Below are 22865 nucleotides of genomic sequence, written 5' to 3' on the forward strand. Positions count from 1 at the left end.
AGGTGGTGTTATATACCATGGAAAAAAGACAGCTGGGCCGTTCCGCTCTTATGGTCAGCAAATTAGGGCTGGGATGCATGTCTTTAGGCACCGATGCAAAACAAGCAAGAACGATTATAGAAGCAGCTCTTGATGAAGGAGTCAATTATTTTGACACGGCCGATTTATATGATTACGGCGAAAACGAAAAAATAGTCGGACAAACGTTAAAAAGTGTGCGAGATCAAGTGATCATCGCAACAAAAGTGGGAAACCGCTGGAATGATAAAAAAGACAGCTGGCATTGGGACCCCAGCAAATCTTATATAAAAGAAGCAGTGAAAGACAGCCTTCGCCGTTTAGGCACCGATTATATCGACCTTTATCAATTGCACGGAGGAACGATCGACGATCCGATAGAAGAGACCATTGAAGCTTTTGAGGAGCTGAAAGCAGAAGGAATCATCCGGCATTACGGCATTTCCTCCATCCGTCCGAATGTGATTCGCGCATACGTCAAACACTCTGACATTGTCAGCGTCATGATGCAATACAATCTTTTAGACCGGAGACCGGAAGAAGAAGCTCTTCCGCTTCTGCACGAACATCAAATCAGCGTCGTCACGCGCGGCCCTGTTGCCAAAGGACTGCTGAGCACACGCTGGCGCGAAAAAGCAGATGACTCCGGATACTTAAATTATTCCTATCCGGAATTGAAAAACCTCCTATCGTCAATCGAAGACTATTTTCAAAACACTCGGACTCTAACGGAGGTTGCTCTTCAATTCAACTTATCCCATCCCGCAGTGGCTGCTGTCGTTGTCGGAGCCAGCTCTGTTGAACAACTGAAAGAAAATGTTCGGGCTGTTAATCGTCCGCCGCTTTCTGAAGAAGAATACTCTTTCTTAAAAAAGATGACCAAAACTGACCTGTACGAACAGCACCGCTAAACCTCAAGGGGAGGCGTGGAAGATTTTTGCGCGGCCTCTCTTTAATCCCTTTCAATATCCTGATTTGATTCATGTTATGTACTTTTCAGCAAGAAAGGAAGCAACGGCCAATCTCGCAGATTCCCGCTTCCTTTCCGTTGAGGAATGATCGGCCTGCCAGCCGTGTGCAGGCAGGAATTTTATTTAAAATTCTTCCAATCTAATCGGCTTTCATTCAGCAATTCTTCAAAACTTTTATTTTTTTCTCTTCTTTTTCTTTCTTCGCGCTTTTTTTCTGCTTCTGCTTTTTTCTTCATTTCTTCCTGCTTTTCAAGTTCTTTTTGCGTCATCTTTAGCTGCTTTAATATTTCTTCATTGAGAGCGTCTTTTAATGTTAGCTGGGATTCTTGATCGACTTTCTTTTCCTTTGCCTTTCTCATGACGAACTTCCTTTCTTCTGTTCTTTCTTTCATCATACCGAATTCGGCTTTCAAACAAAAGATTTTCACTTTGCTATATCGATTTTCTTTCCCCGACAGCATCACTTCCGGCAGTGCAGGGAATCTGCTATACTTAGTTCAACCTTAGGGAGGGATGAAAAATGAAGAAATGGAAATCGGGATTAACTGCTTGTTTGGCTGCGGCTGCAGGTGTTGGATATTATTTTTCCAATCGCCTTTTATACATAAAGAAAAAGGATGATCCGTTCATTTTAAAACGGGAAATGGATGCAAAACAGTTTCACCCTGAGGAATTTAATCGGCTGCCAAAAGAAGAGTTTTGGATTTCGTCGCCATTTGGTTATTCGTTAAAAGCAGTCTTGATCCGCCCGTATCCTCATAAAAAATTTATGATCTTTTGCCACGGTGTGACAGAAAATAAAATCAGTTCAATCAAATATTTGAATTTATTTTTAAAACTTGGTTTCAACGGCATGATTTACGACCACCGCCGCCATGGAGAATCGGGCGGCAAAACGACTAGCTATGGATTTTATGAAAAGCATGATTTAAAAGCCGTAGTAGATGAGCTGATCAAGCGGGAAGGCGACGGCGTCTATTTCGGGATCCACGGCGAATCGATGGGCGCCGCGACCGCGCTTTTATACGCAGGCGAGATTGAAGACCGCGCCGATTTTTATATCGCTGACTGCCCTTTCTCTGATTTTCGCAAACAAATCGCCCGCCAAATGAAACAAGAATTAGGATTTGCCCCTAAGCCCCTTGTTCAACTTGCGGAATGGTTGGTATTATGGCGGGATGGTTTTTCTTTAAAATCGATTTCTCCCCTTGCCGCGGTCAGTGCTATTCGCCATCCGGTCTTATTTATCCATAGCGAAGAAGACGATTATATTCTTCCGGATATGTCAAAAGAATTATATGAACGGAAAAAAGGGCCTAAAAAATTGTATTTGGCTAAAAAAGGAGCCCACGCCCGTTCCTATCTCGAAAATCCGGAAGAATATGAAAATGTGGTCCGGGAGTTTTTGCACGATACTGTCGGCCTCCCGCTTTAACTCTTTCATCTTGACTGCAAGACCCTCTTTTCCCGTTAATCTCGACCTGTCTTATCCACAAACGTCATCCAACCATTTAAAATCTCGTTCGCACTTTTTAATTGAAATGTGCCGTTTGGATTCCAATCAAGCGTTAAGCAATCATCAAAAAAGAGTTTTTTGGATTTTTCCACTAAAATAGGATATTTATTGGTTTCGACTACTTCATCTTCTTGATTCTTGGAATCGACCAGCCATAAAACGGGCACACCGTCGACAGAGCAGCCGCATCCTTCTGTGTCATAATGCAATTTGATGTAACTGGATGGTGTTTTCATTTTTTGTTTTAAAGCTTCTGCAGCTTTTTCCGTTATGGTGATGTTCATCGTTTTTTCCCCTTTCTTTCAAGTGGAGGCGTGCTCCCGTTTCGGATCCATTCAACCTCCGCTTTCAACTCATTTGCAAAATGATCTTTCACGAAAATCCATAACCGTTTTCTGCTGAAAGAGCATTTGGATGGAGGACTTCTCTTATCAGTATATATCAATAATCGTATTGAGTGGGATAGAGTGAACTTTTCCGGTGTGATCTGCCAAATGAAGGGTTTGTTCCTGTTCGTTGCAGGAATGGATTATACCGGTTATTTGTTGATAGCGGCGGTGAGAGTAATAGGTGATCGTAACAGTATGATGAAATTCCATCGCTTCAAGCAGCGCCTCGTTTAAAAATTCAAGCTGCTGCTCATCCAGTTCTTTCTGCGGTTCCGCTTGATCTTCTTTTACCCATTGGCGCAGCATTTCCACATGTTCAGGAAGCATCATGGATGTCCATTTTATATTTCCTCTGTCCTTGATCATGACAACCCCTTCTTTCTATATTTTGTGTCCGCCCATTAATCGAGCGCGCCTTCTTGATGTTCCTGCTTCGGTATAAGAAACGGCCCTAAGCAAAATATGGGATCCGTATTTCCGACGCAAGCGGTCGACGACATAGCCCAGCTGTTTTTGTCGCCAACGATTTGGTTCAAATAAACTTAATTGTAATTCGCCGTCATCGGACAAATGAGAGAGTGAAACAGAAATTTGCCTTACGGTCTGGCCGTTGTAATGTTCGCGGAATAATGCCAAGCACGTTTCGTACAGTTCCATTGTGGAATTCGTCGGCTCTTCCCTCGTCCGGGAACGGGCAAAGCCTCCTCCGTTTTCTTTATGGCTAAACCCAATGCTAAGACTGATCGTTTTTCCGACTTTTTTATGTTCCCTTGCTCTTCTGGCTACTTCTTCACACATCTCCAACAATACGTGTTGAATGTCTTCTTCTCTTGTATAATCTTTCAGCAAAATTTGACTGTTTCCGAAACTTTTCTGATTTTCAGAAACAAGAGCGCCAATATGGGACAAATCAATTCCCCAAGCATGGTAGTAAAGCTGAACTCCCATGATGCCAAATTTGGCTTTCAGTACATCTAATGGGTAGTTCGCCAGCTGTCCGACCGTAAAGATGCCCATGCGATTGAGCGTTTTCTCCAGTCGTTTTCCGATTCCCCACATACTGCTCAAAGGAGAAACCGGCCACAATTTTTCGGGAACATCCTCATATGTCCATCTGGCAATTCCCGTTTTTTTCGCTTCCAAATCCAAAGCCAGCTTTGACAAAAGCATATTGGAGCCGATTCCAATCGCAGCAGGCAATTGAAACTCCCTTTCAAGATCATCCTTTATTTTTCTGGCGATCGTCTCGCTGTCTCCCCACAAATGAAAAGCTCCATCCACTTTTACAAAACTTTCGTCCACGCTATACGTTTGAATGGATTCTTTCGGAACGTATCGATTAAAGACTTTCGTAATTTCCGTTGAAATGCGTAAATACGTTTCCATATTCGGCTCAACCAACACAATCCTCGGATCATCCGGAATTTCAAACAACCTAGAACCGGTGCGGATGCCAAATTCTTTTTTCAGTTTTGGAGAAGCAGCCAGAACGAGGCTTCCCTTCCTTTCTTTATCGCTAATGACCGCCAAGTAGCACTCCAGCGGATTCAAGCCGTGCATGACAGCCGCACAGCTGGCATAGAAGCTTTTAATATCGATACAAAGAATATTTTCCTTTGGAAGCGCCAAATCATTCATTCGCTTTTGCCACCCCTTTGTTAGCGAACGTTTGTTCTAATATATTCTTTATTCTAGGGGAATATACGTTCTGCATCAATTTATTTTCAATGGAAAACCACTTAATAATTGCCAAATTCGGTTTATAATAATCAAAGGAATTGATCCGTCGGATACGGGATAAAGGCAGGTGATAGATAGATGGAAAAGATGATTATCCTTATGATTCAAAAAAAACTGCAGCAATATAAAAGTCCGGAATTGACCGATAAGGAACTGAAAGATCTTGCAAAAGAAGTGATGATCAGGCAGAAATCCGAGAAAGGAGAACTGCATGAAATCACGGAAGATGTGGTTTACGAATATATAACCAAGTAAAAAGCGATCCTCCCCTAATTCAAGAGGCTTTCAACCGCAATCCGCTTCTAATATTTTCAAAAAGAAAAAGGCAGCCCTTTCTAGAGCCAGCCTTTGAAGAAACTATTTTTTAAAAAATGCGTTTTTGCCAACCTTTTCTACAAGCCGAGGAAACAGCGTATAAAAAACGCTTCCGGCGTTCATCCATCTTGGAAGATTAATTTCGCGGGTATTCGTGAGCATGGCAGCCACCACTTTTTCGGCCACTTTTTCCGGCTTCAACATAAAGCGTTGGATATTTTGCACATAAGTGCCGGAACGATCAGCAATTTCAAAAAAGTTGGTCGCAATCGGCCCGGGGTTAACCGTTGTCACAAAGACGCCGTATGTAGAAAGCTCCATTCGCAAACTGTTGGAAAACCCTAGAACGGCATGTTTTGTCGCCGCGTAAATGCTCGATTTGGGCGTTGCGATTTTCCCGGCCTGAGAGGCGATGTTAACAATATGGCCGGAACGATTTTTTTGCATATGCTCAATCACCATTTGGGTACAGGAAATTAATCCGAGCACATTGACAGCAAACATCCTTTCAATGTCTCCCCATTTGGCAAGATGGGCTTCTTCAAAAATCCCGAAACCAGCATTATTGACTAAAACATCTATCTTTCCGGCCTCTGCAAAAATAGCCAAAAAAACCGCTTCAACATTTTCCCGTTCAGAGACGTCCAAAGAATGGATCCACACTTTATTGGAATAGCGGGATTCAAGAAAAGACTTCAGTTCCTCCAGCTTTTCTACCCGACGAGCAAGCAGCACAAGATTAGCCCCGCTTTCTGCCGCTTTGATCGCCATCTGTTCGCCGATCCCGCTTGAAGCGCCGGTTATCACCACGTTTTTTCCGTGAATCCGCGGATTCATAAAATACTTCACCTCCATAAGGAAATATGGCAGGATTGCTACCCATCATCATACCATTTTTCCGCTCAATAAAACACAAAATGTTTAGAATGTCTAAGGGCGTTGGAAACAACTTTTCATACATAATCATTGGCTGGGAACCGTGGCAAAAGTGCTGTTTTCTTCATTCAAAAGCGCTTCTAATCGTCAGTTTTTTCCGAAAATAGCCCTTGACAATGAGGTCTTTTTTTTGCATAATTTTGTAATAATCGTGTGAAGCAAAAAGCAATGAATAAGGCCAGTAAATAGAAAATGATGTAAGAGAGTGAAGCTCCTGGGCTGCGAAGCTTCATCATCCTCTTTTCTATTGAACCTACCTTATGAGCTGTCAAGATACTTGACCGTTTATCCCGCGTTAACGGAAACGAGCGTGCAAATGATTCCATTTGCAAATAAAGGTGGTACCACGGAAGATTCCCTTTCGTCCTTTTAAAGGATGAAAGGTTTTTTTATTTGAAATAGAAAAAAGCAAAAAATATTCCCATCATCTGCTCTTGACTAAAAACGTTCTAAAGGAGGAAAACAACATGAAAGTCGTCTTTATCGGCGCCGGTTCTATGGCAGAAGCCATCATTGCCGGCGGACTCAGCCAAAAGGCACTGATAAAAGAAGAAGTAATTGTGACAAATCGATCCAACCAAAAACGTTTGCAAGAATTAGAGGAAAAGTACGGCATTTCCTCTTGTGGCCGGGACCGCCTTGACGAAGCTTTACGGGAAGCCGATGTCGTCATCTTGGCTATGAAACCAAAAGACGCCAAAGAGGCGCTGGAAGCGATCAAGCCTCACGTTCCTTCCACTGTACTTGTTATTTCCGTGCTTGCCGGTGTATCCATCTCTTTTATTGAGGAAACGTTGGAAATTCCTTGCGCCGTCGTCCGCGCAATGCCTAATACTTCAGCCGCAATCGGGCAATCAGCAACTGGAATCGTATTGAACCGCCATGTAACGGAGCAGCAGCAAAAATACACCTTGAATCTTTTCTCAGCCATTGGCTTAACGGCCATCGTAGAAGAAGATCAGATTGATGCCGTAACCGGTTTATCAGGAAGCGGCCCTGCTTATATTTATTATCTGGTAGAAGCGATGGAAAAAGCAGCCGCTGAAATCGGCTTGGATGAAGATACCGCCAAACCGTTGATCATCCAAACTTTATTAGGAGCAGCGAAAATGCTTTCGACAACCGGACAAAAAGCAGAAGATTTGCGCAAAGCAGTGACCAGTCCCGGCGGCACCACTGAAGCCGGCCTGCGCGTCTTGGAAGAAAGACAAATGAGAGAAGCTGTGATCGATTGCATCAAAGCCGCGACTGCTCAATCCAAAAAACTGGGACTTCCTTTTCTAAAACAAATATCCAACCGGTAAAGTCACTGCTGCCTTTCATTCTTGCAATACTGAGGATGTTTTCTCTTAAAGGGCTGATCCGTCAAAAAAGGATTACGCCCTTTTCTTTTAGGCTTATTGGATTATGTCGATCGGGAAAATCAGATTATTTATAATCAATGAAAAAAATTGTTATAATGAAAAGTGCGTCAAAAAGGAGGAGATAAAATGGCAGTAAAACTTTTTGAACCGTATACGGTGAAAAATGTAACCTTCAAAAACCGGATCGTCATGTCACCGATGTGCATGTATTCGGCTGAAAATCAACAAGGTTTTTTGGAAGACTGGCATTATGTCCATTACACAACTCGGGCAGTCGGCCAAGTCGGATTAATCATAGTAGAATCGACTGCCGTGTTGCCGGAAGGAAGAATTTCTCCTAAAGATTTGGGCATATGGAGCGACGACCATATTGAAGGCTTTGCCAAACTTGTTTCCATGGTCCAAAAACATGGAGCCAAAATCGGCATTCAATTAGGGCACGCGGGCAGAAAAGCCGATTTGGAAGGCGATATTTATGCGCCGTCAGCGATTGCCTTTAACGAAACATCCAAAACGCCGAAAGAAATGACAAAAGAAGATATACAAAAAACGATTCGCGCCTTTCAAGAAGGAGCAAGACGGGCCAAAGAAGCCGGTTTTGACGTAATTGAAATCCATGCGGCGCACGGATACTTAATCAACCAATTTCTTTCCCCGCTGTCCAACAAGCGGACGGACGAATATGGTGGTTCAGCGGAAAACCGCTTGCGTTTTCTAATAGAAACGATCAAAGCGGTGAAAGAAGTCTGGGATGGTCCTTTGTTTGTAAGGGTATCGGCTAACGACTACCACGAAAAAGGATTAACCCCTGACGACTACGTGGAAATTGCTAAACAATTAAAAGAACAAGGCGTGGACTTAATCGATGTCAGCTCTGGAGCAGTCGTTCCGGCCAAAATCCATGCTTATCCGGGCTATCAAGTACCATTTGCGGAAAAAATTAAACACGGAGCCGGGATACCAGTTGGAACAGTAGGCTTGATTACTTCCAGCATTCAAGCCGAAGAAATCTTGCAAAATGATCGCGCCGATCTTGTTTTCCTCGCACGCAAATTGCTTCGCGAGCCTTATTGGCCACGCAAAGCTGCAAAAGAATTAAATGCTGCAATCGAAGCACCTGTTCAATACAGCCGAGGCTGGTAAAAAGATCTCATCCTCTTTTATCCAATCGAGTAGGAGGGGGTGATTAACCCCCGTCCTCTCACACCACCGTACGTACGGTTCCGTATACGGCGGTTCAATCAAGATAAATGACGCAAGAATTCATAACGTTTCTGTAGACTTTTAAGCCCTTGGTTACTCCAATAGGAGTTTCCAAGGGTTCTGTGTAATATGGGACTTTTTGAGATTCGCCAATAACCTTTACGACTGTTCCCCCATTCATAAGCTTTCCATTCAGGAACTCCTAGTTTTATGAGGTTGCGTATCCTGGTCTTTGAGGTCTTCCAGTTTTTCCATAAACACATCCGGAGTCTTCGTCGAATCCAGCCATCCAAATCTTCAAAGATACTCTTTGTGTCTGCTAATGCAAAATATCCACACCATCCAAGTAGATATTGGTTAAGTTTCTTAATCCGATATTCCATTGGGTATGGTATTTTTCTTGACGTGATTTCTCGCACCTTTTTCTTCATTCGTTTTAGACTTTGCTTGGCAATCCGAACTTTTGGCTCTTTTGAAGGTGTAAAACTAAATCCTAGAAACTTTCGTTTCCATGGTCGGTCAACCGCAGATTTCTTCTCGTTGACTTTTAGACGAAGTTTTCCCTCAATAAATCGTTTGACACTAGCCATGGTTCTTTCACCAGCCCGTTTTGACTTCACGTAAATATTACAGTCATCGGCATAACGAACAAATTTATGCCCTCTTTTCTCTAATTCTTTGTCTAGTTCATCTAGTACAATATTCGAAAGTAAAGGGCTTAGGGGGCCACCTTGCGGCGTCCCTTCTTCTGTCCTAGATACCACACCATTAATCATGACACCAGCTTGTAGATATTTGCGGATTAGCTTCAATAGTGGCTTTTCTTTAATAGTCTTGGCTAATGTACTCATCAGCCTGTCATGATTCACTCGATCGAAGAACTTTTCTAAATCCATGTCTACTACCCATCTATAACCATCTCTGATATAGCCTTTTGCTTTCCTAACTGCGTCATGAGCACTTCGATTTGAACGAAACCCATAACTATGTTCGGAGAACATAGGGTCATATATCCTCGATAATACTTGGGCAATTGCTTGTTGAATCAAACGGTCTGTTACGGTTGGAATACCTAGTAACCGAACACCGCCATCAGGTTTCGGGATTTCGACTCTTCGAACAGGCATTGGTTCATAGGTACCCTTGAGAATAGCTTCTTTAATGGATATCCAGTTTTCGACTATGTGCTGACGTAGGTTTTGTACGGGCATCATATCTACTCCATGGCTACCTTTGTTCTTTTCTACTCTTTGTAAAGCTAAAAGCATATTCTCCCGTGACAGGATTTGATTCAAAAGCATTGTTATTCTTCCTTCCGTGAATAGCTTATCTTCTTATGCCAGTGGTCACTCCACCCTCCAAGAGGTCCCCCACGGGATTCACCGTTTCCTTCCTCAAGTGAGGTACTACGTTTTCTGTGTTCAACATGACACACTGAATGCAAAGGGCTATTCTCTCTTAATTGTTCAGTCCTTCCGAATTGTTCTAGACCAATTCGTACTATGACCTCTGCTGACTTCTGATGGCTCAGCTACTTATCACTAAGTAGGTTATGAAGGGTACTTCACGTATCCATCAGACCTCCCCGGGTAAGAGTGTAATCTTTCCTTCCATCCATCTGCTTCATTTACTCTGTATCACCTTCGGCAGAAAGGGCTTTGTTTTGTTGTGCAAACTCACCCAGTGATACCTAGCCTCCTATGAAGTTCGTGTTCCTCAGATCGGAAGTTTGCCGCCCGCTTCCTTCAGATTCCGCGTCACCACGGACACCCTTGCGTTAAGCTAACTGCTACTTCTGCCTTCGCAGCTCGGGACTTTCACCCTATAGATTACACCCATGCCGGGCGCACACAAAAAAGGAAGGCTAAAAGATCAGCCTTCCTTTTTTGTGATGTCTTCGATTTTGACTTCCATAAAATCATGAACCAATACAGTCGGCTGAAAAATCGATTCCGCTTCTTTCTGCAAGTGATCCCATTCCTCCACAGGATAACGGGAGCTGACATGATTTAAGCACAACGCTTTTGCATTCGCTTTTTTGGCAATTTCAGCTGCTTGAGCCGTGGTCGAATGAAAATATTCATACGCCATCTCTGCACTTTCAGCGGAAAATGTGCCTTCATGAACAAGCATATCCGCATCCTTAGCCAGATCTACAGCAGCTTGGCAAGGACGGGTATCGCCAAGAATGGCGACGACCTTTCCTTTCTTGGAAGGTCCGACAAATTCTTTTCCGTCGATGACGCGGCCGTCTTCGAGCACAACTGTTTCGCCATTTTTTATTTTTTTATAAAGAGGCCCCGGCATAATTCCCATTTCTTTTAATTTATCTACAAGCAAAACACCGGGTTTATCCTTTTCTGTAATCCGATACCCGTACGATGGAATCCCGTGTTCCAAAAGCCGTGTTTCCACGATCATTTGCTCATCTTCAAAAACGATTCCCTCTTCAATTTCTTCAATGATGAGCGGATAGCGCAGCCTCGTTTCGCTGACCTCCAAGCTGACGCGCAAGAAATCGGCAATACCCTTAGGTCCGTATACCGTCAAAGGAGTCTCCCCTGCCTGAAACGAACGGCTTCCCAAAAGCCCCGGAAGACCGAAAATATGATCACCGTGCAAGTGGGTAATAAAAATTTTTTCAATTTTTCTCGGTTTTAACGATGTGCGAAGAATCTGATGCTGTGTTCCTTCTCCACAATCGAACAACCACACCGTTCCTCGTTCAGCGAGGAGTTTTAAAGCCAAGGCACTGACGTTTCTTGCTTTGGCTGGTACACCCGCTCCTGTTCCTAAAAACAACAATTCCAAACAACTCACACCCTTTTAACAAACTACCTGTTTTCCGTTCTTCCATTCTGTCATAAATGCACGTCTTTTTCCAACAAAACATGAATTTTGCCATCTAAAACAACGTCATCCATCTCCTTTTTCACGGCAATCCTTGCGCATAATAGTTGCCTAAAGGCGTCAGAACGTCTAAAATTAAATACCTGTATAGGATAAAATGTTCATGCTTTGGAAATAGAAAAGAGGTGTTTGGTTTTAGCCTGTTTGGCGAAAACTAACAGTGCATAGAACATCCTTTAAACAGCAGCAAACTTTTGTTACATAAAAGATGTAAAAAGTGAGGTCATATACAGTGAAACAATCAGAATCTCCAGCAACTTTAATTATGATTTTCGGTGCAACAGGGGATTTAGCGAAGAGAAAGCTGTTTCCTTCTCTTTACCATCTATTTCGAAAAAAGAAATTATCAGAGCGATTTGCCGTCATTGGCGTAGCCAGAAGAGAATGGTCAAAAGAAACCTTCCAATCCCATGTAAAAGACTCCGTTATTGCTTCAATCGGAAAAGTGGACAATATCGATGAGTTTATTTCCCATTTTTATTATCAGCCTCATGATGTGTCAGACTCAGAGTCGTATGTTGCTTTGAAAAAGTTGGCACAAACATTGGATGAACAATACAACCTTGAAGGGAACCGGATCTTTTATCTGGCAATGGCTCCGGAATTTTTTGGAACGATCGCCGAACATTTGAAAAAAGACGGATTGACAGACACAAATGGATTCACCCGTCTCGTCATCGAAAAACCGTTTGGCCATGATTTAGAATCAGCCATCGAATTGAATAAACGAATTCGAACGGCCTTTTCCGAATCTGAGATCTATCGGATTGACCACTATTTAGGAAAAGTCATGGTGCAAAATATCGAAGCGATCCGCTTTGCTAATGCCCTTTTTGAACCATTATGGAACAACCGCTACATTTCAAACATCCAAGTGACTTCCAGCGAAACGCTGGGAGTAGAAGAACGAGGACGGTATTACGAAAACAGCGGTGCACTGCGCGATATGTTCCAAAACCATATGCTGCAAATGGTGGCGCTGCTTGCCATGGAACCACCGATTAAATTGACAACAGATGAAATCCGCAGCGAAAAAGTAAAAGTTTTGCGCGCGCTTCGTCCAATAAAAGGAGATCAAGTGCACGAGTACTTCGTCCGCGGCCAATACGGAAAAGGAGTCATTAATGGCAAAGAAGTGGTCGCTTATCGGGAAGAACCGAACGTCGATCCTCATTCCAATACTGAAACGTTTGTAGCCGGGAAAGTCATGATAGACAATTTCCGCTGGGCCGGCGTACCTTTTTACATTCGAACAGGAAAAAGGATGGCTACGAAATCAACGAAAATTGTCGTCCAATTTAAAGATGTCCCGATGAATCTTTATTACAAGATGGATCAACCATTGTCCCCTAATCTGCTTGTGATCCATATTCAGCCTGAGGAAGGAATCACCCTTCATTTAAACACAAAACAAAGCGGTCAGAGCACGGGCATGATTCCAATCAAACTAAGCTTTGGAAATAACAGTTTTGACGCCATCAACACGCCTGAAGCCTACGAAAAGCTTTTATACGATGCCATTCGGGGAGATGCGACCAACTTTACCCACTGGGATGAAGTTTCCCTCTCATGGCGTTTTGTCGATGAAATTTCTGAAGTATGGGCCAACACTTCCGCCCATTTCCCTAATTATGAAGCTGGTTCTATGGGACCGAAAGAAGCTGACCAACTGCTTGAAAAAGACGGATTCTTCTGGTGGCCTATTGATCGGCTTGATGTAGACAATTGTCAATAAAAATCCAATCATCAGCGGTCATTTTCTTTCCGCTGATGATTGCCGTCATGCCTATCCATTGGATACACATACTGCCACCGTTCACTGCCATCCAATACTTAGGCATTTTACGTCAAAGACTCTTTCAAGCGGGAATCCGAACGAGTCAAACCGAACCGTGCAAAAAGAAAAGGAGGTTATAAAATTGAAAATTATTGACATAACTGCTCCAATTTATGAAGGAATGCCGGTTTATAAAAATAAGCCGGAAAAACAGCCATCGATTACCACTCAAACAAATGGCCATGTAACGGAGTCACGAATTTGCATGGACGTACATACCGGTACACATGTCGATGCTCCGCTCCATATGATGAACGACGGAAAAACGATTGAAACGATCTCGATCGAAAAACTCGTTCGTCCTTGCAAAGTGATCGATTTGACACATGTCCATGAAAAAATTACGAAATCAGATGTAGAAAATGCGGATATTCAAAAAGACGACTTTATTTTATTGAAAACGAAAAACTCGTTTGATAAAGAATTTAATTTTGATTTCATTTATCTTGCTGAAGATGCAGCCCGCTACTTGGCGGAAATCGGAATCGCCGGTGTCGGCATCGATTCCTTAGGCATAGAACGTGCTCAGCCGGAGCACCCCACTCATCGTGCTCTGATGGACAAAGACATCGTGGTCATCGAAGGACTTCAATTGGCGGACGTGGAAGAAGGGTCCTATTTTATGATTGCGGCCCCTTTAAATATTCAAGGAACGGATGCCTCTCCAGCCCGAGTTCTTTTGCTGGATAATTGGAAATAAAGAAATGCGATGAAAAAGAGCAGCTTGTGCGCTTCACAGGCTGTTCTTTTTTTGGTAATCATGTTTCGTCATCCCCATTTCGCCTGGAACTTCCTGCCTATCTATCCGTTTAGATTCATCGGGGTTTTGCCTTGATCGTCAAATTTCTTTTATTGATGAAAATGGACTCTTTTCATGATCCATTATCTTTAGGAAAAAACGGCCATCTTGACCGATATTTGAACCTTTTTCAGCCATCCCGAATAGGTGTAACTAAACCAGCCAACATAATATAGGCTTGAAAATATTAGCTTAGGAGGCGGTTCCAGTGGTTGGAAAAAAGATCGATGACGTGTTAAAAGAAGGATTATACGGAAAAAAAGAACTGAAACCTGAAGAGCGAAAACGATTTTTAGGAACGTTTCGAGAGCGCGTGGAAGGTGCCTTGACGATTAGCCAAGTACAAGAGCCGGACATCTATCCGGAAGTGAAAGAATGGATCCAAAAACCCGGCGTCCGCCTGCTTTTAAACGGAAAAATAGACTATTCTCATATTAGCAAATATGTCAGGCTGGCCAACGACCAAAATATTTCTTATACCATCATCCAAAATCATGAAGCAGAAACGGATATCGGCTTGGTAGTCGCTCATAAACACGCGGTCGACAAAGAAATGATTTGGGCATCCAAAAAGAAGCCAGCCTCTACAGAACAAAAAAAGAAAAAGAATGGCTTGTTTTCTAAAATCTTTAAATAAAAATGATTCAATAATGAAATCCTGCTTAACGATTGGAGATTCTTTTTTCCTATATGCCTTCATAAACAAAAAAAGTATCTCATATTTGTCTTTTCTAATCGAAAAATATATTCTAAAGATAGACTAGTCCTATTCATAATCGTTGCTATGAAGGAGATGTGGGTTATGAGTTTAAAGAAAACCTTTACGCTTGCTGGTTCGGATTCCAGTGGTGGAGCCGGTCTTCAAGCTGATTTGAAAACATTCCAAGAGCTGGGCGTCTATGGAATGACAGCCATTACTTCCATTGTTGCCATGGATCCAAAAAACAACTGGCATCATAACGTTTTTCCGGTGGATGTAAAAACGGTTGAACCGCAATTAGAAACCATTCTTTCCGTCGGGATTGACGCCATGAAAACGGGTATGCTCGGATCTGTCGACATTATTGAACTCGCCGCCCGTAAAATTGATGAATATCATTTAGATAAAGTCGTGATTGATCCGGTGATGGTATGTAAAGGAGAAGATGAAGTTCTTCAACCTGAAAATACAGACGCGATGCGCGAATTATTGCTGCCGCGTGCAACGATTGTCACTCCAAACCTTTTTGAAGCATGGCAATTAGCACAAACCGGCCCTATTAAAACGATTGAGGATATGAAAAAAGCGGCTGTGAAAATCCATGAATTAGGGGCCAAAAATGTCGTGATCAAAGGCGGAAAACAGCTGCAGCACGAAAAAGCCGTTGACTTATTCTACGATGGTCAAAACTTCCGTGTATTTGAATCGGAAAAAATTGATACCACTTATAATCACGGTGCAGGCTGTACTTTTGCCGCCGCCATCACAGCTCAACTAGCAAAAGGCAGCTCAGTGGAAGAAGCCGTCCGTTTTGCAAAAGATTTTGTTCATGCAGCAATTGAACACGGCTTTAAATTGAATCAGTATGTTGGCCCGGTTATGCACGGTGCTTATACCCGATTTGTTTCTAAAGCAACCGTATGAAATGCTAAACCAGCACATAGAAATGCATGATGAAAAAAGGCATGTTATAACCCTGCATGCCTTTTTTCATTTCCTAGGATGTTTGTTATTATCTTTGATTTTAGCCGCTGGATGATGTCAGCAATCAGGTAGGTGTGCATTGAATAATCGGATCAACAAACGGCTACATAAAAATGTTTTCAGCCATAAGATTGGAAATACAATCACGCCAATATAAAGGATCAGCCATCTTCAATAAAGCCTCTTTTTCCATGGATGAAAGATATCTGGTCCATTCTTGGTTATTTACAGATTTCTAAAATCTTATGTATCGCTTTGGCTACGCCATCTTCATCGTTTTTACTTGTCTCATACGGACAAAGATTTTTCACTGCTTGTACCGCGTTTCCCATCGCAATCGGAAAACCGACTCTTTCTAACATCGAAAGGTCATTCAAATTATCTCCCACCGCCATCGTATGTTGTAAAGAAATTCCTTTTTCTTTCACAAAGCGTTCCAAGGCAATACCTTTTTGTGCGGAGATATGGTTGATTTCAATGTTGCGAAACCCTGACGACGTCACGTGAATATCGTCCAGTTCATACTCCAGCTTGGTGCTGAGCTCTTCAAACAGCGACTCTTTTTTATCGAATGCCAATATTTTAAAAAAACGAATGGAAGGATCATTGAAAATTTCTTTTGAGTCGTATACGTTTTGGATATGTCGAATATCACCGCGATTTTTAAGATGGATGCGGATTTCTTCTTCTGAAACTTCGGGATTAGCCGATTGGAAAATATCCACCAACATTTCGATGCTTGTTTCATAGTCTTCTGTAAAAATGCCTTTATTGGTAAAAAATTCATAATAAAGCCCGAATTTTTCAAGATAATCCGCCACTTGAGAGGCAGTTTTGGCGCTAATGACAGATCTATGAGTAATTTCACCTGCTTCATTTCTTACTTCCGCACCGTTTAACCCAATCACTGTACAACGGATCCCTGCTTCGTCTAAAACCTCTTTTGCTTCTTGATAAGAACGCCCCGTTGCAATCACAAATTCGACTCCTTGCTCTTGAGCTAATTGAATCGCGTCACGATTTGCCGGACTAATTTGTTGTTTGGAGTTTAATAAGGTCCCGTCCATATCAGATGCAATGCATCGAATCATGAGGTCCACACCTTTCTTCGCTTATATTCGGTGATCTTTTTCAAATTGTCCTCCATCTTCTTTTTCTCCTTTGTTCATGAATCTCCTTTCGAATTTTTTCTTACCAGCAGGTTCCAATGCTTAAAAAAATGTTTAAATAAACGGGAACCATTCAATTAACATTTCTTCATCATATGTACTCGATTTTTCTTTCCGATATGCCTTTCGAATCCGCCATTTTTTGAATCACCTTCTTGGACGATGAAAAGAATTTAACGCTGTTGTAAGGGGGCGATTGAGTGATTCGAGGTTCAAATCAAGCGATCAATTGGTTTCCTTACACTTTCTATATTAAAAAAGAATTATTAAGGGCCTTTTACGAAATTATAAAATACTTATAAATTTCATTCACGCAAAAAAAATTGTCTATTCGATGTCCATCCATTTAATCTTAAACTTTGTTCCGCCTTTTATAAATGGCAAAAGGGGCAAATCCTCATCGATGACCTTTCCGATTACATTTACTTTCTTATCTGCCGGCAAATCGCGTTTTACGATTTGAATCTCTCCTCGATAACGTCCATACAGAAGATTATCTACTGTAATGGACCCTTTTTTTCGCTCGATTGTATGGATAGGCTCCAATAATGGTTTACCAACTAACCCATTTTCGCGTGATTCTTGAGAACGGATCACATCTCTTGCTGCATCTACTCGATTCGTTTGCACTACAGAAATGTCTTTTTGAAGGATATCATTTTGAACAAAGGGTTTCGCTCGCAGCAAAAAAATATTTTGATTGAATGTAGAAAACTGTTCCAATGCTTTCTCGCTGATCCGAACATCACCGATCAAGATTTTATCAACGCTCTCATTTATTTTTAAATCGAGAAACGCTAAAAAAGGTGAAGAATAGCGATGATCTTCCAATGTCGGCAATCCTGAATACAAAGGGCCTCTCTTTTCCTCATCTCCGGGAATAAAGGCCGCAACAAGAATTCCTTCCTTTTGCAGCCAGTCATTTTGCAGCGAAAAATCCTTTCTATCCAATCCCGTTTCAGGTCGAGGATAATAATTATGCCATGCTTCCGTATTTTCAATGCATAGCCCTAACGACTTTAAGCGTCTCATCCCCTCCTTTGTTAACGTGCTTGCATTTAAAGCAATCTTCATTTTACGAGATAATTCAACGATGATCTCTTCACTGATTCCGTAATCGATGCGCAAACCCGTTAATCCCCAAGACGTAAGCCTGTCTATTGATTCCCATGTGCAGCCTAAACGCTTGAGCGATTTCGGAGATATATCCACCGTTAATTCCATCCCATATTTTTTAGCCAATTCCCCCAGCTCTTTTAAACGTTTTACAGAAAGATCCGGATTTTCTTCAGGAATCTGCAAAGAAGTAAAGATCGAAGTAAAGCCCGCTGATTTCATTTTGGCAATATATCCTTCATGACGAGAGATTGAATCTGATAAGTAAATCGATATTCCACGCATCACTATTGCTCCTTTTCAAATCTTACTAACTCAGCTTTCGCAGTCCAAAATCTTGTTTAAATGCTTGATGTAAATGGTTTTGGGAAGTACAAAATTATCATTTGACATTTTTTAAAACATAAAGAAAGACACCTATTCTTTTGGTAAAATATTGGTGACGAAACCAAATCCAAAAGAAAGGTGTCACCACTATGATAACGAATAAAGACTACTTTGCGCAATTACCAAAAGAAATTAAACAAGGATTTTCCGAATTAAATATTGGATATCATTTAAGAAAAGCGAATATTACGAAACTTTCCGGGTATTCTTGTCTTACTGTTTTCAAACTGATTTTTCTTTTAGTCTTCCAATATAAGAACTGGTTTCGTGCTTTTATGAGTAAACGATCTCAGGATCTGCCCGGAAAGGATACAGTCTATCGCTTTTTAAATACACCAACCTATCATTGGAGAAAGTTTCTGCTTTCATTAAGCAGTGAAATGATCCGTCTGCTTCAACCATTAACTTCAAAAGATCGTGTCACAGCTTTTGTGATTGATGATTCTGTCTTTTCAAGAAACCGTAGTAAGTCGGTTGAACTGTTGGCTAAGGTTTTTGATCACTCTACCCATCAGTACTTGAAAGGGTTTCAAATGCTTACCCTTGGCTGGACCGATAGTTTTACTTTTATTCCCGTTGATTTTGCTCTTCTAAGTTCACCGAAAAAGGAAAATCGCCTGCAAGAAATCAATACCGATATTGATAAACGAACATCTGGCTATAAGCGTCGCCAGGAAGCTCTGAAATCAAAACCGGACGTGGCTTCAGCTTTACTTGATCATGCGCTTGAAAAAGGGATTATAGCTGACTATGTTCTCATGGATTCCTGGTTTACACAAGCGCCTTTAATTGAGAAGATTACGAACAAAGGGTTATTTGTCATTGGCTTGGTGAAGCAATTAAAGCAGCGATACGTTTACAATGGTGAACGTTTCACACTGAATCAACTTTACAAATTGGCAAAACCTCACATGGGTAAAAAAGACATTCGCGGATCCGTTTATGCTACTTTAGACAATGGAATTCCAGTAAAAATTCTATTTGTACGAAACCGTAATAAACGGAGCGAATGGCTTGCCATTCTCAGCACAGATACAACATTAGAAAATGAAGAGATCATTCGTATTTACGGCATGCGTTGGGACATTGAAGTCTTCTTCAAATGCAATAAATCCCTTTTAAATTTAGAGAAAGAATTCCAGGGACGTTCCTACGACATGTTAATTAGCCATACAACCATTGTTTTTACACGATATATTCTCATTGCTTGGCAAATGCGAAAAGAGGAGGATCCTAAGACGATTGGCAACCTTTTTTACATCCTTTGCGAAGATGTAAAAGACATAGATTTTATTACTGCCCTTCAATCACTTATTGACCTTTTCCAAACTTTGGCGGAAGCCGAGGTTTCTTTGAACATGGACATCTTTAAAAATCAAATGAATAAATGGTTGGCCACTATACCTAATTATATCAAGCAATGCTTAAATATTTCTGTGTGCGAAAGTTGAGTTACTAATAAAAAAGAAAAGTGTCAGACATCGATCTATATAGGGGCCACTCTTATAGAAAAATCCTATATACAAGATGGATTGGCTGTCAGACACTTCTCTCTTCATTGAACGAAAATATATTTCTATTATTTTATGTTTTCCGACATTTCTTCTTTATAACCAAATAGGTAAGTGAAAATAAAGCCACATGCATAAGCGATCACAATGCCTATTAGATAATAAAAATATTTATTATCAACAATAAGTGGTGTAAGCGACAAACCTGATACTCCTATAGCAGAAGCAGCTGTTTTCATAAAAGCTTGAAAGGCCCCGCCAACCGCTGCCCCTAAACAAGCTGTAACAAACGGTCTTCCCAACGGCAAAGTAACTCCATACAATAACGGTTCCCCTATTCCAAGAAAGCCTGCAGGTAATCCCCCTTTAATAATACTTCTTAATTTTTTATTTTTAGTTTTGACAAATATGGCAATCGCAGCACCAACTTGACCGGCGCCTGCCATTGCTAAAACAGGCAATAACGGGGTGCTCCCTGTAGCATGAATTAATTCAAGATGAATAGGCGTTAATCCTTGATGCAATCCAAGCATGACAAGCGGCAAGAAGAATCCGGCTAATATCGCACCCGCTATAACGCCACCGACATCTAAGATAGCTTTGATTCCGGTCGTGATGCCATCGGCCACGACTCCTGCAACAGGTTGTATCGCATAAAGACTTAAAATACTAACGATCAATACCGTAATAAGTGGAGTAAAAATAATATCAATTGAATTCGGCATGATCTTTCTGATTTGTTTTTCTACAACCGTCATCAACCAAGCAGCAAAAATGACTCCGAATAAACCGCCTCGCCCAGGGATAAGAGCATCTCCATAAATATGAATTTCAGCAAGACCCGGATTAAACAACAGCATGCCGGCAATGGCTCCAAGAACCGGAGTGCCATTAAATTCCTTTGCCGTATTCCAACCTACTAAAACAGCTAAATACGTAAAAATACAACTACCAACTAGCAATAAAATTTGCATCCAAGTCGTCTTGTCATCTACACCAACATTTTTTGCAAAGTTCGCTGCTCCATTGATAATCCCTGAAGCTACAAGACCAGGGATTAAAGGTATAAAAATATTCCCTATTTTCCTCAAGAAATTTTTAAAAGGCGTCTGATTTTTCGATTTTATATTGGCTTTTTTAAGTGCCGCTCTTTCCTCAAAAGTCAATTCATCTGGTTCCGCCGTTTCTTCTCCTATTTTAATCCCTGTCGAACGGCTAATGGCATCGGCTACTTTATTAACGGTTCCCGGACCTACAATAATTTGTAAAGTGCCGTCATCCACGACCCCCATGACACCTTCTATTTGCCGTAATGCCTCTATATCCGCTTTTTCTTCGTTTTTCAATTCAAGACGTACTCTCGTCATACAGTGTGCCAATTTGCGGATATTCTCTTTACCGCCCGTGTATTGGAGAATCTTCTTTGCAATCTGTTCTTCTTTTGTCATACTTCTCCCTCCAAGCCGATCTAAAGTGCTTTGCGAATAAACCCTTTTGCCTTCTCCAGTTTTTTTATGGCTTCCTCATATGAACATTTAAGTAAAATCATAATAATGGCTGCTTTTACATGATGATTGGCTTTTTCAAAATATTGGCTGGCTGTTTCATAATCAACATCCGTCGCTTCCATAATGATTCGCTTTGATCTTTCTACTAGCTTCTGATTCGTCGGTTGTACGTCTACCATTAAATTTTGATAGGTTTTCCCTATTCCGATCATGGAAGCTGTTGAAATCATATTCAGTACGAGTTTTTGCGCGGTTCCTGCTTTTAGTCTTGTAGAACCCGTTAACACCTCCGGTCCTGTTTCGACTTCAATAGCCACATCAGCCAACTGACTAATCTCTGCCTGTTTATTGCAGCTAATGCTCACCGTATTCGCTTTTTGTTCTTTTGCATATGACAGCGCTCCTTTTACATAGGGCGTTCTTCCACTCGCAGCTAATCCGATGACCGTATCGTTTTCATTTAAGAAAATCGATTTCAAATCATCTTTTCCTAAAGATTCGTTATCCTCAGCTCCTTCCACCGCTTTAGTAAGCGCTTCCAAACCTCCTGCTAAAATACCTGTTACCATGTTTTTAGGTGCACTAAATGTAGGCATACACTCTACTGCATCGAGAACCCCTAATCTGCCGCTTGTACCAGCCCCTACATAAATAAGTCGGCCTCCATTTTGAAAAGATCGGATCACCAACTGAACAGCTTTTTCAATCAAAGGGATTTGCGTTGCAACTGCTTGCGGAACCGTTTGGTCTTCTCGGTTCATCACCTCCAATATTTCTCTTGTTGACATTAAATCTAAGTCCATCGTGCTGGCATTTCTTTGTTCTGTTGTCAATTTTTCAAGCATCTAATCATCCTTTTTAAAACTTATTTTTTGATTTTATTGTATATGACTGAAATAAAATGTCAATAATTACATTTTTATTTTTGAAATTTTGTTTCATTTATCAGAAATCGAGTAGGAGGGAGCGATTAACTCCCGTCCTCTCACACCACCGTACGTACGGTTCCGTATACGGCGGTTCAATTAAGATAATTGACGCAAGTCTTTATAACTTCCGTGAATAGCTGTTCTCTTTATGCCAGTGGTCACTCCACCCTCCAAGAGGTCTCCCACGGGATTCACCGCTTCCTCCCTCAAGTGAGGTACTACGTTTTCTGTGTTCATCATGACTCACTGAATACCAAGGGCTATTCTCTCTTAATTGTTCGGTCCTTCTTAGTTGTTCTAGACCAACTAATACTATGACCTCTGCTGACTTCTGACGGTTCAGCTACTTATCACTAAGTAGGTTATGAAGAGTACTTCACATATCCGCCAGACCTCCCCGGGTAAGTACATGCACTTTCACACCATCTATCCGCCTCATTTACTCGATATGACCTTCGACAGAAAGAGCTTTGTTTTGTTATGCAAACTCACTCAATCATACCTAGCCTTATATGAGGTTCGTGTTCCTCGGACCGGTGTTTTGCCTCCAGCTTCCTTCAGAT

21 protein-coding genes and 1 other annotated feature are annotated in these 22865 nt (G+C 41.5%); of the genes, 10 read left to right on the top strand and 11 right to left on the bottom strand.

Annotation, left to right across the window (positions count from 1 at the left end; all coding sequences use genetic code 11):
- Window positions 1-17: 17 nt before the first annotated feature.
- Window positions 18-929: an aldo/keto reductase gene (locus NST81_RS11425; RefSeq protein WP_048623620.1), complete on the top strand. Its 912-nt coding sequence runs from the start codon at window positions 18-20 to the stop codon at window positions 927-929.
- 179 nt (window positions 930-1108) lie between these two features.
- Here the strand turns inward: NST81_RS11425 and NST81_RS11430 are convergent, their stop codons facing one another.
- Complete coding sequence (locus NST81_RS11430) at window positions 1109-1348, bottom strand: YqkE family protein (RefSeq protein ID WP_003355235.1); 240 nt, start codon at window positions 1346-1348, stop codon at window positions 1109-1111.
- A gap of 161 nt (window positions 1349-1509) precedes the next feature.
- Between NST81_RS11430 and NST81_RS11435 the strand changes: the two genes are divergently transcribed.
- On the top strand, window positions 1510-2424 hold the full coding sequence (locus NST81_RS11435; protein ID WP_048623621.1) for an alpha/beta hydrolase: 915 nt from the start codon (window positions 1510-1512) through the stop codon (window positions 2422-2424).
- A gap of 35 nt (window positions 2425-2459) precedes the next feature.
- Here NST81_RS11435 and NST81_RS11440 read toward each other — a convergent pair whose 3' ends face one another.
- The 3 genes from NST81_RS11440 to NST81_RS11450 all read right to left on the bottom strand — a co-directional run bounded on the left by NST81_RS11440 (window position 2460) and on the right by NST81_RS11450 (window position 4532).
- Entirely contained in the window at window positions 2460-2789 is a 330-nt protein-coding gene (locus tag NST81_RS11440; RefSeq protein WP_048623622.1) for an iron-sulfur cluster biosynthesis family protein, read from the bottom strand.
- Window positions 2790-2936: 147 nt separating this feature from the next.
- On the bottom strand, window positions 2937-3260 hold the full coding sequence (locus NST81_RS11445; protein ID WP_270583134.1) for a YolD-like family protein: 324 nt from the start codon (window positions 3258-3260) through the stop codon (window positions 2937-2939).
- Between the two features lie 15 nt (window positions 3261-3275).
- Window positions 3276-4532 (bottom strand): Y-family DNA polymerase, encoded by a 1257-nt coding sequence (locus NST81_RS11450; protein ID WP_327802861.1) that lies wholly within the window; start codon window positions 4530-4532, stop codon window positions 3276-3278.
- A gap of 180 nt (window positions 4533-4712) precedes the next feature.
- Between NST81_RS11450 and NST81_RS11455 the strand changes: the two genes are divergently transcribed.
- Complete coding sequence (locus NST81_RS11455; protein ID WP_003355241.1) at window positions 4713-4889, top strand: YqzH family protein; 177 nt, start codon at window positions 4713-4715, stop codon at window positions 4887-4889.
- A gap of 102 nt (window positions 4890-4991) precedes the next feature.
- On the opposite strand, the gene NST81_RS11460 is transcribed toward NST81_RS11455, so the two are convergent.
- Window positions 4992-5786: an SDR family NAD(P)-dependent oxidoreductase gene (locus tag NST81_RS11460; RefSeq protein ID WP_048623625.1), complete on the bottom strand. Its 795-nt coding sequence runs from the start codon at window positions 5784-5786 to the stop codon at window positions 4992-4994.
- Window positions 5787-6044: 258 nt separating this feature from the next.
- Window positions 6045-6257: a binding site (T-box leader), on the top strand.
- Window positions 6258-6319: 62 nt separating this feature from the next.
- Between NST81_RS11460 and proC the strand changes: the two genes are divergently transcribed.
- Both proC and namA read left to right on the top strand, forming a co-directional pair.
- Window positions 6320-7189 carry a pyrroline-5-carboxylate reductase gene (gene proC / locus NST81_RS11465; RefSeq protein WP_255287997.1) on the top strand — a complete coding sequence of 290 codons (870 nt, stop codon included), beginning with the start codon at window positions 6320-6322 and terminating at the stop codon, window positions 7187-7189.
- Between the two features lie 186 nt (window positions 7190-7375).
- Window positions 7376-8392: an NADPH dehydrogenase NamA gene (gene namA / locus NST81_RS11470; RefSeq protein ID WP_328202683.1), complete on the top strand. Its 1017-nt coding sequence runs from the start codon at window positions 7376-7378 to the stop codon at window positions 8390-8392.
- A 98-nt stretch (window positions 8393-8490) separates the two neighbouring features.
- Here namA and ltrA read toward each other — a convergent pair whose 3' ends face one another.
- Both ltrA and rnz read right to left on the bottom strand, forming a co-directional pair.
- Window positions 8491-9753 carry a group II intron reverse transcriptase/maturase gene (gene ltrA, locus NST81_RS11475; protein WP_003354109.1) on the bottom strand — a complete coding sequence of 421 codons (1263 nt, stop codon included), beginning with the start codon at window positions 9751-9753 and terminating at the stop codon, window positions 8491-8493.
- 571 nt (window positions 9754-10324) lie between these two features.
- Entirely contained in the window at window positions 10325-11263 is a 939-nt protein-coding gene (gene rnz, locus NST81_RS11480) for a ribonuclease Z (RefSeq protein ID WP_040341756.1), read from the bottom strand.
- 331 nt (window positions 11264-11594) lie between these two features.
- Between rnz and zwf the strand changes: the two genes are divergently transcribed.
- The 4 genes from zwf (at window position 11595) to pdxK (ending at window position 15622) form a co-directional block, all read left to right on the top strand.
- Window positions 11595-13097, top strand: a complete 1503-nt coding sequence (zwf, locus tag NST81_RS11485) for a glucose-6-phosphate dehydrogenase (RefSeq protein ID WP_048623628.1) — start codon at window positions 11595-11597, stop codon at window positions 13095-13097.
- A 184-nt stretch (window positions 13098-13281) separates the two neighbouring features.
- On the top strand, window positions 13282-13899 hold the full coding sequence (locus NST81_RS11490) for a cyclase family protein (RefSeq protein WP_048623629.1): 618 nt from the start codon (window positions 13282-13284) through the stop codon (window positions 13897-13899).
- Between the two features lie 307 nt (window positions 13900-14206).
- Window positions 14207-14635 carry a YueI family protein gene (locus tag NST81_RS11495; protein WP_341029920.1) on the top strand — a complete coding sequence of 143 codons (429 nt, stop codon included), beginning with the start codon at window positions 14207-14209 and terminating at the stop codon, window positions 14633-14635.
- Between the two features lie 165 nt (window positions 14636-14800).
- On the top strand, window positions 14801-15622 hold the full coding sequence (gene pdxK, locus NST81_RS11500; protein ID WP_003355250.1) for a pyridoxine/pyridoxal/pyridoxamine kinase: 822 nt from the start codon (window positions 14801-14803) through the stop codon (window positions 15620-15622).
- 281 nt (window positions 15623-15903) lie between these two features.
- On the opposite strand, the gene NST81_RS11505 is transcribed toward pdxK, so the two are convergent.
- Window positions 15904-16773 (bottom strand): Cof-type HAD-IIB family hydrolase, encoded by an 870-nt coding sequence (locus tag NST81_RS11505; RefSeq protein WP_048623631.1) that lies wholly within the window; start codon window positions 16771-16773, stop codon window positions 15904-15906.
- Window positions 16774-17178: 405 nt separating this feature from the next.
- A complete protein-coding gene (locus NST81_RS11510) occupies window positions 17179-18252 on the bottom strand; it encodes a DUF871 domain-containing protein (RefSeq protein ID WP_341029921.1) in 1074 nt (357 codons plus the stop codon).
- Window positions 18253-18443: 191 nt separating this feature from the next.
- On the opposite strand from NST81_RS11510, the gene NST81_RS11515 reads away from it, so the two are divergent.
- Complete coding sequence (locus NST81_RS11515) at window positions 18444-19805, top strand: IS4 family transposase (RefSeq protein WP_341027776.1); 1362 nt, start codon at window positions 18444-18446, stop codon at window positions 19803-19805.
- 128 nt (window positions 19806-19933) lie between these two features.
- Here the strand turns inward: NST81_RS11515 and NST81_RS11520 are convergent, their stop codons facing one another.
- Together NST81_RS11520 and murQ are read right to left on the bottom strand one after the other, a co-directional pair.
- Window positions 19934-21313 carry a PTS transporter subunit EIIC gene (locus NST81_RS11520; protein ID WP_048623633.1) on the bottom strand — a complete coding sequence of 460 codons (1380 nt, stop codon included), beginning with the start codon at window positions 21311-21313 and terminating at the stop codon, window positions 19934-19936.
- 20 nt (window positions 21314-21333) lie between these two features.
- Window positions 21334-22218 (bottom strand): N-acetylmuramic acid 6-phosphate etherase, encoded by an 885-nt coding sequence (murQ, locus tag NST81_RS11525; protein ID WP_003355254.1) that lies wholly within the window; start codon window positions 22216-22218, stop codon window positions 21334-21336.
- Window positions 22219-22865 lie beyond the last annotated feature (647 nt).

Source organism: Bacillus sp. FSL W8-0223, assembly GCF_038006805.1.
In the GTDB taxonomy this organism is placed as follows: domain Bacteria; phylum Bacillota; class Bacilli; order Bacillales; family DSM-4216; genus Bacillus_O; species Bacillus_O smithii.

What these genes read in the sequence shown, in the direction of transcription:
- NST81_RS11425 (WP_048623620.1), top strand. Translation starts at nt 18, where the DNA reads ATGGAAAAAAGACAGCTGGGCCGTTCCGCTCTTATGGTCAGCAAATTA.
- NST81_RS11430 (WP_003355235.1), bottom strand. Translation starts at nt 1,348, where the DNA reads ATGAGAAAGGCAAAGGAAAAGAAAGTCGATCAAGAATCCCAGCTAACA.
- NST81_RS11435 (WP_048623621.1), top strand. Translation starts at nt 1,510, where the DNA reads ATGAAGAAATGGAAATCGGGATTAACTGCTTGTTTGGCTGCGGCTGCA.
- NST81_RS11440 (WP_048623622.1), bottom strand. Translation starts at nt 2,789, where the DNA reads ATGAACATCACCATAACGGAAAAAGCTGCAGAAGCTTTAAAACAAAAA.
- NST81_RS11445 (WP_270583134.1), bottom strand. Translation starts at nt 3,260, where the DNA reads ATGATCAAGGACAGAGGAAATATAAAATGGACATCCATGATGCTTCCT.
- NST81_RS11450 (WP_327802861.1), bottom strand. Translation starts at nt 4,532, where the DNA reads ATGAATGATTTGGCGCTTCCAAAGGAAAATATTCTTTGTATCGATATT.
- NST81_RS11455 (WP_003355241.1), top strand. Translation starts at nt 4,713, where the DNA reads ATGGAAAAGATGATTATCCTTATGATTCAAAAAAAACTGCAGCAATAT.
- NST81_RS11460 (WP_048623625.1), bottom strand. Translation starts at nt 5,786, where the DNA reads ATGAATCCGCGGATTCACGGAAAAAACGTGGTGATAACCGGCGCTTCA.
- namA (WP_328202683.1), top strand. Translation starts at nt 7,376, where the DNA reads ATGGCAGTAAAACTTTTTGAACCGTATACGGTGAAAAATGTAACCTTC.
- ltrA (WP_003354109.1), bottom strand. Translation starts at nt 9,753, where the DNA reads ATGCTTTTGAATCAAATCCTGTCACGGGAGAATATGCTTTTAGCTTTA.
- pdxK (WP_003355250.1), top strand. Translation starts at nt 14,801, where the DNA reads ATGAGTTTAAAGAAAACCTTTACGCTTGCTGGTTCGGATTCCAGTGGT.
- NST81_RS11505 (WP_048623631.1), bottom strand. Translation starts at nt 16,773, where the DNA reads ATGATTCGATGCATTGCATCTGATATGGACGGGACCTTATTAAACTCC.
- NST81_RS11510 (WP_341029921.1), bottom strand. Translation starts at nt 18,252, where the DNA reads ATGCGTGGAATATCGATTTACTTATCAGATTCAATCTCTCGTCATGAA.
- NST81_RS11515 (WP_341027776.1), top strand. Translation starts at nt 18,444, where the DNA reads ATGATAACGAATAAAGACTACTTTGCGCAATTACCAAAAGAAATTAAA.
- NST81_RS11520 (WP_048623633.1), bottom strand. Translation starts at nt 21,313, where the DNA reads ATGACAAAAGAAGAACAGATTGCAAAGAAGATTCTCCAATACACGGGC.
- murQ (WP_003355254.1), bottom strand. Translation starts at nt 22,218, where the DNA reads ATGCTTGAAAAATTGACAACAGAACAAAGAAATGCCAGCACGATGGAC.